The sequence below is a fragment of the Nocardioides sp. NBC_00368 genome (assembly GCF_036090055.1).
In the GTDB taxonomy this organism is placed as follows: domain Bacteria; phylum Actinomycetota; class Actinomycetes; order Propionibacteriales; family Nocardioidaceae; genus Nocardioides.
Genome location: NZ_CP107970.1, coordinates 5,663,814 through 5,679,449, shown reverse-complemented (window position 1 = coordinate 5,679,449; position 15,636 = coordinate 5,663,814). Strand labels below are relative to the sequence as shown.

14 protein-coding genes are annotated in these 15,636 nt (G+C 69.6%); 4 read left to right on the top strand and 10 right to left on the bottom strand.

Annotated elements, in window-relative coordinates; translation table 11 throughout:
• Positions 1 to 161 precede the first annotated feature (161 nt).
• Both OG984_RS27170 and OG984_RS27165 read left to right on the top strand, forming a co-directional pair.
• A complete protein-coding gene (locus OG984_RS27170; protein ID WP_328529207.1) occupies positions 162 to 1,463 on the top strand; it encodes an aspartate aminotransferase family protein in 1,302 nt (433 codons plus the stop codon).
• Between the two features lie 19 nt (positions 1,464 to 1,482).
• Positions 1,483 to 2,982: a CoA-acylating methylmalonate-semialdehyde dehydrogenase gene (locus tag OG984_RS27165; RefSeq protein ID WP_328529206.1), complete on the top strand. Its 1,500-nt coding sequence runs from the start codon at positions 1,483 to 1,485 to the stop codon at positions 2,980 to 2,982.
• A gap of 19 nt (positions 2,983 to 3,001) precedes the next feature.
• Here the strand turns inward: OG984_RS27165 and OG984_RS27160 are convergent, their stop codons facing one another.
• Both OG984_RS27160 and OG984_RS27155 read right to left on the bottom strand, forming a co-directional pair.
• Positions 3,002 to 3,190 (bottom strand): hypothetical protein, encoded by a 189-nt coding sequence (locus tag OG984_RS27160; RefSeq protein ID WP_328529205.1) that lies wholly within the window; start codon positions 3,188 to 3,190, stop codon positions 3,002 to 3,004.
• 90 nt (positions 3,191 to 3,280) lie between these two features.
• The gene (locus OG984_RS27155) at positions 3,281 to 4,426 is read right to left on the bottom strand and encodes an endo-1,4-beta-xylanase (protein ID WP_328529204.1); all 1,146 of its coding nucleotides are present in this window, start codon (positions 4,424 to 4,426) and stop codon (positions 3,281 to 3,283) included.
• Positions 4,427 to 4,552: 126 nt separating this feature from the next.
• On the opposite strand from OG984_RS27155, the gene OG984_RS27150 reads away from it, so the two are divergent.
• Complete coding sequence (locus OG984_RS27150) at positions 4,553 to 5,803, top strand: FAD-binding protein (RefSeq protein ID WP_328529203.1); 1,251 nt, start codon at positions 4,553 to 4,555, stop codon at positions 5,801 to 5,803.
• Between the two features lie 6 nt (positions 5,804 to 5,809).
• On the opposite strand, the gene OG984_RS27145 is transcribed toward OG984_RS27150, so the two are convergent.
• From OG984_RS27145 to OG984_RS27115, 7 genes are all read right to left on the bottom strand, one after another.
• Positions 5,810 to 6,109 carry a chorismate mutase gene (locus tag OG984_RS27145; protein ID WP_196873129.1) on the bottom strand — a complete coding sequence of 100 codons (300 nt, stop codon included), beginning with the start codon at positions 6,107 to 6,109 and terminating at the stop codon, positions 5,810 to 5,812.
• A 43-nt stretch (positions 6,110 to 6,152) separates the two neighbouring features.
• Positions 6,153 to 6,521, bottom strand: coding sequence for a thioredoxin (gene trxA / locus OG984_RS27140; RefSeq protein ID WP_196873128.1), 369 nt, complete (start codon positions 6,519 to 6,521; stop codon positions 6,153 to 6,155).
• Positions 6,522 to 6,627: 106 nt separating this feature from the next.
• The gene (locus OG984_RS27135; protein WP_328529202.1) at positions 6,628 to 6,768 is read right to left on the bottom strand and encodes a hypothetical protein; all 141 of its coding nucleotides are present in this window, start codon (positions 6,766 to 6,768) and stop codon (positions 6,628 to 6,630) included.
• 83 nt (positions 6,769 to 6,851) lie between these two features.
• On the bottom strand, positions 6,852 to 9,059 hold the full coding sequence (locus tag OG984_RS27130) for a DEAD/DEAH box helicase (protein WP_328529201.1): 2,208 nt from the start codon (positions 9,057 to 9,059) through the stop codon (positions 6,852 to 6,854).
• Between the two features lie 282 nt (positions 9,060 to 9,341).
• The gene (locus tag OG984_RS27125) at positions 9,342 to 10,031 is read right to left on the bottom strand and encodes a hypothetical protein (protein WP_328529200.1); all 690 of its coding nucleotides are present in this window, start codon (positions 10,029 to 10,031) and stop codon (positions 9,342 to 9,344) included.
• 83 nt (positions 10,032 to 10,114) lie between these two features.
• Positions 10,115 to 10,873 carry an alpha/beta hydrolase family protein gene (locus OG984_RS27120; RefSeq protein ID WP_328529199.1) on the bottom strand — a complete coding sequence of 253 codons (759 nt, stop codon included), beginning with the start codon at positions 10,871 to 10,873 and terminating at the stop codon, positions 10,115 to 10,117.
• Positions 10,874 to 10,926: 53 nt separating this feature from the next.
• Positions 10,927 to 12,309 (bottom strand): NAD-dependent succinate-semialdehyde dehydrogenase, encoded by a 1,383-nt coding sequence (locus OG984_RS27115; protein WP_328529198.1) that lies wholly within the window; start codon positions 12,307 to 12,309, stop codon positions 10,927 to 10,929.
• Between the two features lie 134 nt (positions 12,310 to 12,443).
• On the opposite strand from OG984_RS27115, the gene OG984_RS27110 reads away from it, so the two are divergent.
• Positions 12,444 to 13,292: an acyl-CoA thioesterase domain-containing protein gene (locus OG984_RS27110; protein ID WP_328529197.1), complete on the top strand. Its 849-nt coding sequence runs from the start codon at positions 12,444 to 12,446 to the stop codon at positions 13,290 to 13,292.
• A gap of 96 nt (positions 13,293 to 13,388) precedes the next feature.
• Here the strand turns inward: OG984_RS27110 and OG984_RS27105 are convergent, their stop codons facing one another.
• Complete coding sequence (locus tag OG984_RS27105) at positions 13,389 to 15,569, bottom strand: Eco57I restriction-modification methylase domain-containing protein (RefSeq protein WP_328529196.1); 2,181 nt, start codon at positions 15,567 to 15,569, stop codon at positions 13,389 to 13,391.
• Between the last annotated feature and the right edge of the window lie 67 nt (positions 15,570 to 15,636).

Below are 15,636 nucleotides of genomic sequence, written 5' to 3'. Positions count from 1 at the left end.
CACGCGATTTCGTTGATTGAGGCATGAGAATGTAACGAAAACGTAGCGCTTGGCCTGATATACCGTCGTAATCAGTATCCAGGATCGGCGGCGACCCCGTCGTTCCCGGCGTAGAGTGAGCAGCCAGATCCATGTCCATCCACGCACCCCAGGGGACAGCCTTGACCAGTGCCAGCGACGCGCGCGCGTACGACCTCGACCGATCCCACGTCTTCCACTCCTGGTCCGCCCAGGGGTCGCTGACGCCGCTCGTCATCGCCGGCGGGCAGGGCTCGCGGGTGTGGGACGACTCGGGACACACCTACCTCGACTTCTCCTCCCAGCTGGTCAACACCAACATCGGCCACCAGCACCCCCGGGTGGTGGAGGCGATCAAGAAGCAGGCCGAGACGCTGACCACGATCGCGCCGTCGACAGCCAACCTGACTCGTGGCGAGGCCGCCGAGCGGATCACCGACATCGCGCCGGTGGGCTTCAACAAGGTCTTCTTCACCAACGCGGGCGCCGACGCGGTCGAGAACGCGATCCGGATGGCCCGGATCCACACCGGTCGCGACAAGGTGCTCTCGACCTACCGCTCCTACCACGGCAACACCGGCGCCGCGATCGTCGCGACGGGCGACTGGCGGCGGATCCCGAACGAGTACGCCCGCGGGCACGTCCACTTCTTCGGCCCCTACCTCTACCGCTCGGAGTTCTGGGCGACCACGCCGGAGCAGGAAGCCGAGCGCGCCCTGCACCACCTGCGCCGGGTCATCGAGGCCGAGGGTCCCGCGTCGATCGCGGCGATCCTCCTCGAGACCATCCCCGGCACCGCCGGGATCATGATCCCGCCGCCGGGCTACCTCCCCGGGGTCCGGGCGCTGGCCGACGAGTTCGGGATCATGCTCATCCTCGACGAGGTCATGGCCGGCTTTGGCCGCACCGGCGAGTGGCTCGCCCTGGACGCCTACGACGTCGTCCCCGACCTGATCACCTTCGCCAAGGGGGTCAACTCGGGCTACGTACCCGCCGGCGGGGTGATCATCTCCGACCCGATCGCGGCGACCTTCGACGACCAGGTCTTCCCCGGCGGCCTCACCTACTCCGGCCACCCGCTCGCGATGGCGTCGATCGTGGCGACCATCGAGGCGATGAACGAGGAGGGCATCGTCGACAACGCCGCCACCATCGGCACCGACCACATCGCCCCCGGGCTGGCCGCGCTGGCCGAGAAGCACGACGTGATCGGCGAGGTGCGCGGCACCGGGGTCTTCTGGGCCCTCGAGCTCGTCGCCGACCGCGAGACGCGGGAGCCGCTCCCCGCGGCGACGATGGGCCGGATCAAGTCCGACCTCATCGCCCGCAACCTGATCCCCTTCACCATGGAGAACCGCATCCACGTGGTGCCTCCGTGCGTCGTCACCCCCGACGAGGTCGCCGAGGCGATCTCGATCTACGACGACGTGCTCGGCTCGCTGTAACACTCAAAGGACGCATGACATGACCGATCTCCCCATCCTCGACCACTGGATCGGCGGGGCCACCAACCCCGGCACCGGCACCCGCCTCGGCGACGTCTACAACCCCGCGTTGGGCACCGTGCAGAAGCACGTACGCTTCGCCTCGGCCGCCGACGTCGACACCGCCGTCACGGCGGCGAAGAAGGCCTACGACGAGTGGAGCGAGACCTCGCTGACGCGGCGTACGGCCGTGCTCTTCAAGTTCCGCGAGCTGCTCAACGCCCGCAAGGGCGAGCTCGCCGAGATCCTGACCGCCGAGCACGGCAAGGTGCTCTCCGACGCGGCCGGCGAGATCGCCCGCGGACTCGAGGTCGTCGAGTTCGCCTGCGGCCTCTCCCACCTGCTCAAGGGCACCGTCTCCGAGCAGGTCTCGAACGGCGTCGACGTGACCACTCTCAAGCAGCCGCTCGGCGTCGTGGGCATCATCAGCCCGTTCAACTTCCCGGCGATGGTGCCGATGTGGTTCTTCCCCATCGCGATCGCGGCGGGCAACACGGTGGTCATCAAGCCCTCGGAGAAGGACCCGACCGCGTCGAACTGGATCGCCGAGCTGTGGGCCGAGGCGGGCCTGCCCGACGGCGTCTTCAACGTAGTCCACGGCGACAAGGAGGCGGTCGACGCGCTCCTCGACAACCCCGACGTCGCCTCGATCTCGTTCGTCGGGTCCACCCCGATCGCCCGCTACGTCTACGAGCGCGGCACCGCCGCCGGCAAGCGCGTCCAGGCGCTCGGCGGCGCCAAGAACCACATGCTCGTCCTGCCCGACGCCGACCTCGACCTGGTCGCCGACTCCGCGGTCAACGCGGGCTTCGGATCGGCCGGTGAGCGCTGCATGGCGATCTCGGTGGTGCTCGCCGTCGACTCGGTGGCCGACACCCTGATCTCGAAGATCACCTCGCGGATGGCCACGCTCAAGACCGGCGACGGCACCCGGGGCACCGACATGGGCCCGCTGATCACCGGGGCCCACCGGGACAAGGTGGCGAGCTATGTCGACGTGGCGACCGCCGATGGCGCCGAGGTCGTCGTCGACGGTCGAGGGATCGAGGTGGACGGCGACCCGAACGGGTTCTGGGTCGGCCCGACCCTCGTCGACCGGGTGCCGACCACGTCGACCGTCTACACCGAGGAGATCTTCGGCCCGGTGCTCTCGGTCGTCCGCGTCTCCGGCTACGAGGAGGGCCTGGAGCTGATCAACTCCGGCCAGTTCGGCAACGGCACCGCCATCTTCACCAACGACGGCGGCGCCGCACGCCGGTTCCAGCGCGAGGTGCAGGTCGGCATGGTCGGTGTGAACGTGCCGATCCCGGTGCCCGTCGCCTACCACTCCTTCGGCGGCTGGAAGGCGTCGCTGTTCGGCGACGCGAAGGCCTACGGTCCTGCGGGTCTGGACTTCTTCACCCGGGAGAAGGCCGTCACCACCCGGTGGCTCGACCCGTCGCACGGCGGGATCAACCTCGGGTTCCCTCAGAACTCCTAGTGGTGCCGTCCCGGCCGGGTCAGTAGTCGTAGTCGTCGTCGGGGCCGACCGCGTCGAGCTTCTGCTCGGCGTAGTCGGCCTCGTCGACGTCGTCCGGCGTCGAGGTGACCGTCTCCTCGGCGTCCAGGGGCGCCTCGTCGTCGACGGTCTCCCGCACGACGTCGGTCGCCTGCTCCTCGAGGTCTGCTTCTGCTGCGTACTCGCTCATCTACCCTCGCTCAGATCGATCGATGTGCTCGGTCTCCAGTAGACCACCGGCACGCAGGAGCCGCCACGACCCAGGTGCAGATCGGGTGCCTCAGCGCCGGCGGGGCGCGCCCAGGGCCAGCCTGAGATCCTGCTTCAGGGTGGTGTAGGCCTCCTTGGGCTGCTTGTTCACGTCCCAGAGCAGTGCGTAGCCCTGTCCTTCGAACCAGCCAGGTACCCAGGAGTGGGTGTCGTCGATGCCCCAGACCGTGAACGAGGTGCAGGCGCGCACGGCGAGACAGGCCTGGAGCATCTGCGAGAACTCGTAGGGGTGGGCGAAGAGCGCCAGGTTGTCCGTCGGGACCTGGGTCTCGGCGGAGTCGACGAAGGTGCGTACGTCGGCCTCGGTGACCGCGACCTTCAGTCCCAGGTCGGCGTAGCGCTGCAGGTCGGCGCGGAACCGCTCGCCGGAGAAGCCGTACTGGGTGTCGAGGTGGCCCTGGTTGCCGATCCCGTGGATCGGCACTCCCTGGGCGAGGAGCTCCTTGGCCCAGTTGTAGACCGCGGTCGACTTGGCGCTGTTCCCGTCCTCACCCGCGATGTTGTAGTCGTTGTAGAACAGCTGCGCCTTCGGGTCGGCGGCATGGGCCCAGCGGAAGGCGTCGGCGACGATGCCGGTGCCGAGGTGCTTGATCCAGAAGTTGTCGCCGTTCATACCGTTGGGGAGCGGGTTGGGGCTCCAGGAGTCGGCGAAGAACTCGTTGGCCACGTCCCACTGGTAGACCTTGCCGCGGAAGTGCTTCACCTCGTCGGTGATGTGCTTCTCGAGGATCGCGCGAAGCTCGTCGGTGCTGATCGTGCCGTCGTCGACACCCTCGGTCAGCCAGGCCGGGTTCTGGTTGTGCCAGAGCAGGGTGTGGCCACGTACCTTCTGGCCATGGGCGCGGGCGAAGTCGACGACCTCATCGGCACCCGACCAGTCGTAGGTGCCGCGGGTGGGCTCGACGGTCTCCCACTTCATCTCGTTCTCGGGGGTGAGGCTGGAGAACTCGTCGGCGGCGATGCCGGCGAGCACGTCGTCGGCCAGCACCTCGGGGTTGACCGCGACACCGACCCGCAGGCCGATCTCGGAGGCGTAGGAGCGGAGCGAGTCGGGCGGGGGCTGGAACCCTCGCGGCTCGGCGTGGGCGGTGGACGACGCGACGAGGGCGACGGTCGAGGCTGTAGCGATGGCTGCGGCCAGGTGGCGAATCTTCACGGTGCCTCCAGACGGTGAGTGTGATCGGCATCACAGACTGGCCCTGCCGAGGCGTGGCTGTCAATCGTTGTCGATAACGTTTTCTGAAGACGCGCACAGAAGCCCGCACCCGACTACGATCCGATCATGCGCACCGAGACCTCTACCCGCGAAGCTCCCGGATCGACGTGGGCCCGCAGCTATGACTACACCGCCCGCGCGCTCGTGCGACCACGTTCCGTGGAGGACGTACGCGACCTCGTGCTGCGCGAGCCACGACTGCGGGCGCTGGGGTCTCGGCACTCCTTCACCGATCTCGCGGACACATCGGGAGTGCTGGTCTCTCTCGACGCTCTGGAGTCCGCGCCGAGCCTGACCGGGGAGGTCGTCCGGGTGCCCGGCGGCACGCGCTACGGCGAGCTCGCCGCCTGGCTCGAGGAGCGCGGACGGGCGCTGCCGAACCTCGCCTCGCTCCCCCACATCTCCGTGGCCGGAGCGGTCGCGACGGGAACGCACGGATCCGGGGTCGGCAACGGGTCGCTGGCAACCTCCGTGACCGCGCTGGAGATCATCGACGGCAAGGGCGAGCTGGTGCGCCTGGAGGCCGGGTCGCCCGACTTCGCCGGGGCCGTGGTCGGCATCGGCGCGCTCGGGATCGTGACCCATCTCGAGCTGGCGACCTCGCCGACCTACCAGGTCCGGCAGACGGTCCACGACGGTCTTTCCTACGCCGACCTGCGAGAACACCTCACCGAGATCCTCGGCGCGGCCTACTCGGTGTCCGTCTTCACGCGGTGGGGCGACGAGCCGGACGGCTCCGTCGGCCGGGTCTGGGTGAAGTCACGTACGACGACTCCGGAGATCCCCGGGACGGAGCTCGCGACCCGTCCGCACCACGTCATCCCCGGTCTCGACCCGGCACCGTGCACCGAGCAGCTCGGGGTGCCGGGGCCGTGGCACGAGCGGCTGCCCCACTTCCGGCTCGACTTCCAGCCGAGCGTCGGCGCGGAGCTGCAGAGCGAATACCTGGTGCCGCTGGATCGCGCTCAGGAGGCCGTCGACGCCGTCCGGTCGCTCGCCGAACGGATTCGGCCGCTGCTGCAGGTGGGCGAGATCCGCGCGGTCGCCGCCGACGACCTGTGGCTCTCCCCCGCCTACGGCACCGACATCCTGGCGCTGCACTTCACCTGGCAGGCCGACCCCGTCGGTGTGGGCGAGCTCCTGCCCGAGCTGGAACGACGGCTTCCGGCGGGCACCCGGCCGCACTGGGGCAAGCTCTTCGCCACCGCGGACCCCGGCGCCGGCTTCCCGCACTGGGACGACTTCAAGCGCCTGGTCCGCCGCTTCGACCCGGACCGGCGGTTCTGGAACGCCTGGCTGGCCCGCGTGCTCGACTGAACCGGCTCAGCTCTCGAGGAACTGGCGGTGGTTGCGGATCACCTCGGCGATGATCACGTTGAGGATCTTCTCAGCGAACTCGGGGTCGAGACCGGCGTCGTCGGAGAGGCGGCGGAGCCGCTCGATCTGGATCGCCTCGCGGTTGGGGTCGGCAGGAGGGAACCCCGCGCGCGCCTTCAGCCGACCGACCTGCTCGGTGCACTTGAAGCGCTCGGCGAGAAGGTGGACGAGGGCGGCGTCGAGATTGTCGATGCTGCCGCGCAGGCGGAGGAGCTCTTCGTGGGCGGCGCTATCGGGTTCGGTCACAGCGCTATCAAACCTGATGGGCGCCGCGGAGCCACGACGAGTCTTACTCGCCGGACTCCTTCGAGGCCTGCTCGGCCAGCGCCTTGTCGATGTCGAGGTCGACGACCGCGTCGATGACCTGCTTGAGCGCGGGCGCGGGAAGCGCACCGGGCTGGGAGAAGACGAGGTTGCCCTTCTTGAAGGCCATCAGCGTCGGGATGGAGGTGATGTTGGCGGCACCGGCGAGCGCCTGCTCGGCCTCGGTGTCGACCTTGCCGAAGACGATCTCCGGGTGCTCCTCGGAGGCGGCGTCGTAGATGGGGCTGAACTGGCGGCACGGGCCGCACCAGGACGCCCAGAAGTCGACGAGAACGATCTCGTTGTCGGTGACGGTGCTCTCGAAGTTCTCTGCGCCGAGCTCGACGGTGGGCATGGGGCTCTCACTTCCGGTCTGAATTCGTGTGCGCGCCGGGCCGGCGGACACGTACGCCTCAACGCACGTGTGCCGCTGAGGATTCCCGGGGCGGTTGCCGGCGGGATCAGGGAAGGCGCTTGGTCTTCGGTCCGATGTGCCGCTCTATGCGGCTGCGTGGCTGCCCGGTCAGCTTGGCGACGATCGGCACCCGGAACACGTAGCCACCAACAGCCGCCGCGATGACGAGGAGAATGATCCAGAACATGTGAGCAAGCGTACGCCGCAGCACCCAGGCCCCACCTCAGGATTCTCCCTGAGATGGGGCCTGGATCGAGCCCGCGAACCGGGTCAGGCCGCTCGGCGACCCCGGCGACCCGACTCACGCTTGCGGAGCGCGTCGGTGAGCAGCGAGACCAGGGCCTCGAGCTGCACGTCGGCGGAGTCGGTGATCTCCTCGTCGGAGCCGTCCAGGGCGCGAGCCGCCAGGCCGGCCTTGGAGTCGATCAGCTCGGCGATCCGGGTGTCGATGGTCTGGCTCGCGATGATGCGCCAGGCGGTGACCGGCTCGGTCTGGCCGATGCGGTGGACCCGGTCGATCGCCTGGGTCTGCTCGGCATCGGTCCAGGAGAGCTCGGCCAGGACCAGGTTGGAGGCGGCCTGCAGGTTGACGCCGACGCCGGCGGCGGTGAGCGAGCAGACGATGACCTCGACCTCGGGGTCGTTCATGAACTCGTCGATGGCCTTCTCGCGCGCCTTCGAGGTCTGGTCGCCACGGATCGTGGAGTAGCGGATGCCGCGCTCCTCGAAGAGCTTCTGCGCGGTATCCATGACCTCGATGTGCTTGGCGAAGAAGACGACCTTGCCGACGTTGCGCGCCAGCTGGGCGGCGTAGTCGGCGGCCAGCGACGCCTTCGCGCGACCGATGCGGCGCATCATGCCGAAGACGTTCTCGCCGGTGGAGGCGTCCTGGTCCTCGCGCTCCCAGGTGGCAACCCGACGGATCAGCTCGAGGTCGAGCTCGCCCGGAGCCGGCTTGGCGCCGGTCACCCGGGTCTCGATCGCGGTGTCGTAGCGCTGCATCATCCGCTTGGCCAGCTCGGCCTCGGCGGCCCGGATCGAGCGGCCCTCGGCGTCGTCGAGCTCGACCGGCAGGTCGGCCACACGGCGCGCCGGGATGTCGCTGGCGACGTCGATCTTGCGGCGACGCACGATGCCCTGGTTGACGACCACACGGCGGGCGGCGCCGTAGAAGCTGTTGTCCTGCGGCGTCAGCCCGGTCTCCTCGAGCCCCTCGAGCAGACCGCCCAGCGGCTTGACGTCGTCGATCCAGCCGAGGAACTGCCAGATCGCCCGGAAGTCCTCGATGTCGTTGATCAGCGGGGTGCCGGTCAGAGCCATCAGCAGCGGGTTGGCCGTACGCTGCCGGATCTTCTCCGAGAGGGCCAGCACGTGCTGGGAGCGCTGGGAGGACTTGTTCTTGATGAAGTGGGCCTCGTCGACGACCATGCCCTTGAAGCCGAACTCGCCGAGCCAGCCGACGTGGCGGTCGAGGATCTCGTAGTTGACCACGATGATGTCGGCGAAACCGTCGATGTCCTCGCCGTTGCCGTGCACGACGGTCGCCTTCTTGGACGGCGTCCAGAGACTGACCTCGCGGGCCCAGTTGGCCTTGACGACGTTGGGCACGACCACCAGCAGCGGGTAGGCGTTGGCCGCCTCAGCGGCGAGCAGCGCCTGGGCGGTCTTGCCGAGACCGGGCTCGTCGGCCAGCAGGTAGGAGCGGTGTCCCTCGGCCGCGGAGGCGACCAGCTGCGCCTGGTGGTGCATGAGCTCACGGGTGCCGGGCGCCTCGACGTGGCCGGGCCCGTAGGCGGGCGGCTCGGGCAGCGGCATGCAGGAGGGGCCGGAGTCGGCGTACTCGAAGCTGCGGAACAGCGGCCCGAGCAGCTCCCAGCCGGAGAGCCGACGGGCATGCACCGGCGGGCGGGCGTTGGTGAAGTCGGGCGCCAGGAACGGGTTGGAGAGCTGGCGCTGGATGACGCTCGTCGGCACCACGCGCTTGTCGGGGACGACGACGGCGGGGGTCTCGTCCTCGTCCTCCTCCTCGTCCTCGGGCACGTCGACGCCACCGCGGGCCATCAGCTCGTGCTTGAGGTCGAGCGCGGCCTCGGAGATCTCGGCGTCCTCGGCCAGGAGCTCGAACAGACGCGAGTCCATGGTCGCCGTCTTGGCCAGGATCGTGGCGATCCCGTCCAGACGCTTGAGCTGCTCGGCTCGGCGTCCGTCGTTGAGGGTCTCGTCCTCGAGCACGCGGTGGCGCTCGTCTCGGGCGAGCAGCGCGACGACCTGGAACTTGGTGCGTACGTCGGGCATCGCCGAGCGGCGCTGCACGGCCGACTCGACCTCGCGGACGACCTGGGCGAGCACCGGGATGATGCCCTCGTTGTCCTTGTGGACGCCCTTGCGGCGACCGTTCTGCCCGGACCTGCCGGTATTGCCGTTGCTACGCGAACGGCCGGACCGGTTGTTGCGCCGGGTAGCGGCTCCCTGAGCCAACTGAATCCTCCTTGGGCCACGCACGGGTGAGTGGCATGTCCAAATGCCGACCCTCATCGGCCGGTCGCCCTCCCAGGGCTCGCGCAGGTCGATGGCTGACGACTGACGACCGCGTACAAACAGCGGATACGCGAGATCGGCGCCTCATCGACCGGGCAGTGACTCGTTCGGTCCCCACGACGAACGTCCACGAGCCGGGCGCTTGCAGCGAGTGTAACCCCACCCACACCGGTAAGTGGAAGTCTCGTTCGGTGTTTTCTGTCAATTGATCAAACATGCGTGTCAGGCAGACCGCGGACGCGCCCGGTAGAACTCGCGTGCGCGCCGACCGAGCCGCTTGGTGGCGGTGTCCGAGAGCACCACGCCGAGCGGGATGTTGAGCACCGGGATGCCGCGCAGCACGACACGCCGGGCCACCCGGGCACCGACGAGCTGCGCCATCGACCTGGTGGCCTGGACGGTCTTCCTCGCCGCCCACTGGGAGGCGGCGCGGACTCCGAACCGGCTGCCTGCCGCACCCGCCGCGCTGCCACCGCCGTCGAAGAGCAGATCCACCCCGGCCAGCCTGAGGAACTCGTCGATCCGGTCGGGATCCTTCAGATCGTGCCCGTACGCGGCGGCGATGTGCATCACCATGCGCTGCTCGATCCACGCCAGCGCGACCAGGTCTCCGAGGATGGCCGTTCCGGCCGCCGCGACGACCGCAGCAGGGCCTCCGATGAGGGCCGGCACCTCGGCGACTGCGATCATCGCGCCGCCGCCGGCACCCTGCAGCCGGGCGAGCCAGCGGTGCTTCCTGATCAGCTCGTCGACGTACGCCTCGGGGTCGAAGCCCGGCTCCTCGCGGTCCGCGGCCACCTTCCTGGCGATCTCCGGACCCTGGGTGGCCACCATGTGCCCGACCAGCACCTGCGGTGCCGCCGGACCTGCCTTGATCAGCTCCTTGACCGGGAACTTCGGCTTGTTGCTCATCTGCCCTCCGCGTCGATCGGCGACGGTGTCGCCTCCTGATGAGCAGAACCTATCCGAGGCCGGCCCCGGTCCGGCGCTACGACTCAGTCGTTCAGGTACTGATCCGCCCAGGCCGAGATGATCCGGGCGGCGCGCTGGGCCTGGCCCCGCTTGGTGAGGAGGTGGTCGGAGCCCTCGAGCGCCACGAAGGAGCGCGGGTGGCGGGCGGTGTTGAAGATGTCGGAGGCGTTCTCGATGCCGACCGTGGTGTCGGTGGGGCTGTGCATGACCAGGAGCGGCTTCTTGAGCTGCATGATCTTGTGGCGCAGGTCGGCGCGGCGTACGTCATGGACGAAGGCCTTGCGCAGGGTCAGCGACTTGCCGCCCGCCATCCACGGCGACTCGCCCTCCTCCATGACCCGGGAGAGCACGGCGTCGTAGTTGTGCTCGACGTGGGCCGGCTGGAACGGGGCACCGACGGTGGCCACGGCGTCGACCCCGATCGACTCGTTGGCCGCGGCCAGAACCGCGGCGCCGCCGAAGGAGTGGCCGACGAGCAGCTCGGCACGGGTGCCGCGCTCGGCCATGAAGCGGGTGGCCTCGACGGTGTCGGCGACCTTGTGGGTGAAGGAGCCGTCGCCCCAGTCGCCCTCGGAGTCACCCAGCCCGAGGTTGTCGAAGCGCAGCATCCCGATGCCCTCGGCGGCCAGCTGCTTGCAGATCCGCGCGGCGGCCGGAGAGTCCTTCCCGAGGGTGAAGCCGTGGCTGAACACTCCCCAGCCACGCACCTCACCCTCGGGCAGGTCGATGAGACCGGCCAGCATGGGTCCGGACGTACTCTTGAAGGTCACCTTCTCAGCCACGCACAGGATTCTCGCAGAGTCCGGCGCGACCGCTCAGGTGTGCTCAGCCCAGCTCAGCGCTCGACGTAGAACAGGCGCTTGTTGAGGAACTCGTCGATCCCGAGCGGACCGAGCTCACGTCCGAAACCGGAGCGCTTGGTGCCGCCGAAGGGGACGTCGGCACCCTCGCCGGCCGGGGTGTTGACGTTGGCCATGCCGACGTCGAGCTGCTGGGCGACGGCGATCGCGCGGGCCTCGTCGGTGGAGAAGACGGCACCGCCGAGGCCGTACTCGACCGCGTTGGCCAGCTCGACGGCCTCCTCGTCCGTGCTCACCTTGTAGACCACGGCGACCGGGCCGAAGAGCTCCTCGGTGTAGGCGCGCATCTCCGGCGTGACGTCGGTGAGGACGGCAGGAGCGAAGAACGCGTCGGGCCCGTCGGAGATCTCGCCGCCGGCGTGCAGCGTGGCGCCCTTGTCGACCGCATCCTGGATCTGCGCGCGCAGCGCCTCTGCGGCCTTGCGGGCCACCAGCGGGGAGTAGACGGTGTCGTCGCCGTCCTCGCCCTCGAGCGGCTTCATCGCGGCGGCGCGCTTGGTGAGGGCCGCGACGAAGTCGTCGTAGACGCCCTCGTTGACGATCATCCGCTTGTTGCCGTTGCAGACCTGGCCGACGTTCTCCATCCGGGTCGCCCAGGCGGTCTCGGCGGCCTCGTCGATGTCGTCGGAGTCGAGGATGATGTATGGGTCAGACCCGCCCAGCTCCAGGACGACCTTCTTCAGGTTGCGGCCGGCGGCCTCCGCGACCGCGGTGCCGGCGCGCTCGGAGCCGGTCAGGGACACGGCGCGCACCCGCGGGTCGGCGATCATCGTGGCGATCTGCTCGTGGGTGGCGTAGAGGTTCTGGTAGACGCCCGCGGGAAGACCGGCGTCCTCGAAGATCTTCGCGATCGCGGCCGAGGAGCGCGGGCAGTTCTCGGCGTGCTTGAGGATGACGGTGTTGCCGGCGACCAGGTTGGGAGCGGCGAAGCGGGCGACCTGGTAGTAGGGGTAGTTCCAGGGCATCACGCCGAGGACCGGGCCGAGCGGGAGGCGCTGGATGACCGCCTTGCCCTCGTGGCCGGGCAGGTCGGTCTCGGCGAGCAGCTCGGGGCCGTGGTCGGCGTAGTAGGCGGTGATCTCGCCCGAGAACTCGGCCTCGCCCGCGCCCGAGGAGGTCTTCTTGCCCATCTCGGTGCGGATGATCGCGCCGAGCTCCGCGGCGCGCTCGGTGAAGAGGTCCGCCGCGCGCTTCACGATCGCGGAGCGCTCCTCGATCGGGGTCGAGCGCCAGGCTGCGTACGCCTTCATGGACCGCTCCAGCGCCTCCTCCACCTCGGCGTCGGTGGCGAACGGGAAGGTCTCGATCACTTCACCCGTGGCGGGGTCGGTCACCTGGTACGGAGGCGTGGTGCTCATCGTCGTCCTCTTCGATCGGGGCTGCTTTGGGTGCGATGGTACGTGGTTTTAGGCCACTTGTAATGACGGAACCGTTACTATTTGCCGGTTTTCACAACTGAATCCGAAGTTAGGACACGTTCTAGAATGTCCGCATGGATCTCGCATTCTTCCGGCGCACCGATGACGGCTTCGAGCCTACGCTGATGGCTCGCAGCATGTGGGCCGACGACCACATGCACGGAGTGGCCGCCAGCGGCCTGATCGCCCGCGGCCTCGAGGACCAGATCGAGGACCTCGGCCGCGCCTCCGAACTGGTGCCGGCGCGCTATCACGTCGACCTGTTCCGGCCGCCGCGGATGGTCTCGACGAGGATCCGGACGAGCGTCGTACGCAACGGCCCCCGCATCGCGCTGCTCGACGCCGAGATGGTCCAGTCGTCCGGGGACGGCTCGGAACAGGTCGTCGCGCGGGCGACCTGCACCTACCTGCTCGCCGGGGAGAACCCGGCCGGGGAGGTCTGGTCGGCGACCGAGCGCGCCACTCCCCCGCCGCTCTCGGTGGCACCGCCGACCTCGGAACCCCACGTACCCTTCTTCGTCTCCGACAACCCCTGGTCCGACGACTTCGGCAAGCACCAGAACTCCGGGCGCCACGTCACCTGGCAGGTCGCGGTCCCGACCGTCGCCGGCGAGCCGATGACCCCGTTCCAGACCGTGGCCTCCATCGCCGACGCCACCTCGATGGTCACCAACTGGGGCAGCAACGGCGTCGAGTGGATCAACACCGACATCTCCCTCGCCCTCGCCCGCCGCCCCGCCGGCATGGAGGTCGGCCTCGCCACCATCGACCACGTCGCCCACGAGGGCATCTCCGTCGGCACCGCCGAGGTCTTCGACCGCGAGGGCACCATCGGCACCGCCACCGTCACCGCCCTCGCCAACGCCAAGCGCACCGTCGACTTCACCGCTCCTGTCGAGGGTGGGCCCGCGACCCCGGTCTAGCTCCGCCGAAACTGCAGTTCTGGTGGCCGAGTCCGCACTTGTGGGCGACGAAACTGTAGTTTCGTCGCCCACTTCTACGTTCTCGGCCACCAGGACTCACTTCTCGGCCGCCAATTCTGCAGATTCGGCGAGGGCTAGGTTCTGGGCGACGAGCTCGGCCATGAGGGCTCGCTGGCGGATCGGAGTGAGGCCGAAGCCGGACGGGGTCAGGTCGGGGGTGGCCAGGGACTCGTCGATGCCGTGCAGGCGGGCGGTGGCGTGGTTGACGTCGGTGATGGCCTGCCGGAGGTCGATGGTGGCGGGGTCATGGGCGCCGGGGTCGCCGACGAGGTTGAGTACGCCGGTGATGCCGAGCCGGCGCTCGATGCCGACCCGGTCCAGAGCCGCCAGGAGCGCCTCGCCGGCCGGGCGGAGCGGCGCGAGATCGACCGGGAACGGGTAGGTGGCACGCAGGCGCGAGGGGTTGTAGCGGTAGGCGGTGTTGAGCATGGTGCCGCCGGCGCGCATCGCCCAGACGCGGTGGAGGTCGGAGGCCAGGAAGGCGTACGCAGCCGCGTCCTGCGTCGGGTAGACGACCAGTCCGTTGGAGAACACGTGGTCGGCACCGACCAGCACCGGCCACAGGTGCTTGCTGTGCTTGCTGAACGCGATGACGTGCGACAGCCCGGCGGCGTCGCGGTAGAGCTCGTCGACCGGGCTGAGGAAGCCCCACCAGCGCTCCTTCAGCTGGGGGTACTTCACGAAGTGGCGGCGGCGCTCGGCCCGCACCTTGGACCGCACCAGGCGCGCGAGCGCGCGGTCCTCGGCGAGCTCCTCGAGGCCGAGCTTGCCGAGGTCGAGCACGAAGCGGGAGGCCGTTGAGCCGCACGGAGTGACCAGGTCCTCGCCGCTCAGATACGGCCGCACGGTGTGGCCGAGGGGGCCGCCGCCGAGCTTCTGCGCGTCGGACGGGGTCAGCACCAGCGAGCGCCCGAGCACGATGGTGCCCTGGTAGCCGTGCGGCAGCGGGACGTCGAGGTCCAGCCGCGCCGGCTCCGGGAGCGAGAAGCCGTCCTCGAGCGTCCCGGTGATCGCGGGGACCGAGCGGCCGTCGAGCCACGCGCTGTCGAGCGGCCGGGTGGTGAGCCAGATCTTCGCGAACCGCACGCCTGCCGTCGGCCACGGGGCCGACCGCTCCGCCCGAGCGACCTGCCAGCCGCGGTCGAGCAGCGCGCCGAGCCCGAACCGCGCGGTGTCACCCTCGCTGATCGAGTCGGTCGTGATCAGGCCGATCTCACCTCGGCTGAGCGCAGCGGCGCGGAGCAGGAAGTAGATGACGTAGTCGGCCCGCCGCGTCGTGCCGGCGGCGAGCGTGTGCGCGAGATAGTCACGCAGCTGCTGGCCGATCGCGTCGCGGACCCGCTTCACCCCGAGGTAGGGCGGGTTGCCGACCACCGCGTCGAAGCCGCCGCGCGCCATCACCTCGGGCGCGACCAGCGCCCAGTGGATCGGCCGGACCGCGGGAACGGGCAGGCGCCGGGCGCGGCCCAGCGTGGCGTACGCCTCCTCCAGCCGTTTCCCCGGTCGGCCGCCCAGCGGCAGCGCGACCGCGACCATCGCGTCGGCGTAGGCCGTCGGGTCGGCGAGGCCGGCCGGCAGCCCCTCGGCGTCGACGAGCCCGACCAGCGAGTTGCCGCACAGGATCCGGTCGTCGAGGAAGGTCAACGGCAGCGAGGGGTCCTCGCAGAGCAGCCAGAGCGACAGCTTCGCGATGTCGACCGCGACCGGGTCGATGTCGGCACCGTAGAGACATCGGCCGACGACCTCGGCCATCGGCACCTGGCACGACGCCGCCAGGTAGCGGGCGGAGGCGAGGAGGAAGACGCCGGTCCCGGCGGCGATGTCGACGACGGTCGCATCGGGGGCGGCGATCGGCGCCAGGGTGTGCGCGACGACCTCGTCGGCGAGCTCGGGCGGGGTGTAGTGGGCGCCGTTGTCGCGCCGGGAGGAGTCCTCGAGCAGCGCCTCGTAGACGTAGCCGATCTCCTCCAGGACCAGATCGTCCGCTCCCGTCCCGTCCGGGAAAAGATGGTCCGACAGCAGATGATCCGGTGGCGAACCATCTGTGACAGACAGCATCCCTGCCTCGTCCAGAGCCGCGTCGGTGAGCACCACGCCCCGCGCCTCCGCGAACGCCGCCACGACCCGGCGCATCACGGCGGCCACCGCCGAGGGGCCGCCGCCCAGCTCGGCCACCGCCGACCGCGCACGGGTGCGCAGTGCTCGGGCCGTGATCACAGGATGAACCTTAGAACGCCCGCAGGTTCGGGGAGGCGAACCGATGGTGAAGAGTGACGCGCCAGGG

Coding starts and splice junctions, on each gene's coding strand:
- OG984_RS27150 (WP_328529203.1), top strand. CDS start 4,553: ATGCGCACCGAGACCTCTACCCGCGAAGCTCCCGGATCGACGTGGGCC.
- OG984_RS27135 (WP_328529202.1), bottom strand. CDS start 6,768: ATGTTCTGGATCATTCTCCTCGTCATCGCGGCGGCTGTTGGTGGCTAC.
- trxA (WP_196873128.1), bottom strand. CDS start 6,521: ATGCCCACCGTCGAGCTCGGCGCAGAGAACTTCGAGAGCACCGTCACC.
- OG984_RS27160 (WP_328529205.1), bottom strand. CDS start 3,190: ATGAGCGAGTACGCAGCAGAAGCAGACCTCGAGGAGCAGGCGACCGAC.
- OG984_RS27125 (WP_328529200.1), bottom strand. CDS start 10,031: ATGAGCAACAAGCCGAAGTTCCCGGTCAAGGAGCTGATCAAGGCAGGT.
- OG984_RS27115 (WP_328529198.1), bottom strand. CDS start 12,309: ATGAGCACCACGCCTCCGTACCAGGTGACCGACCCCGCCACGGGTGAA.
- OG984_RS27110 (WP_328529197.1), top strand. CDS start 12,444: ATGGATCTCGCATTCTTCCGGCGCACCGATGACGGCTTCGAGCCTACG.
- OG984_RS27165 (WP_328529206.1), top strand. CDS start 1,483: ATGACCGATCTCCCCATCCTCGACCACTGGATCGGCGGGGCCACCAAC.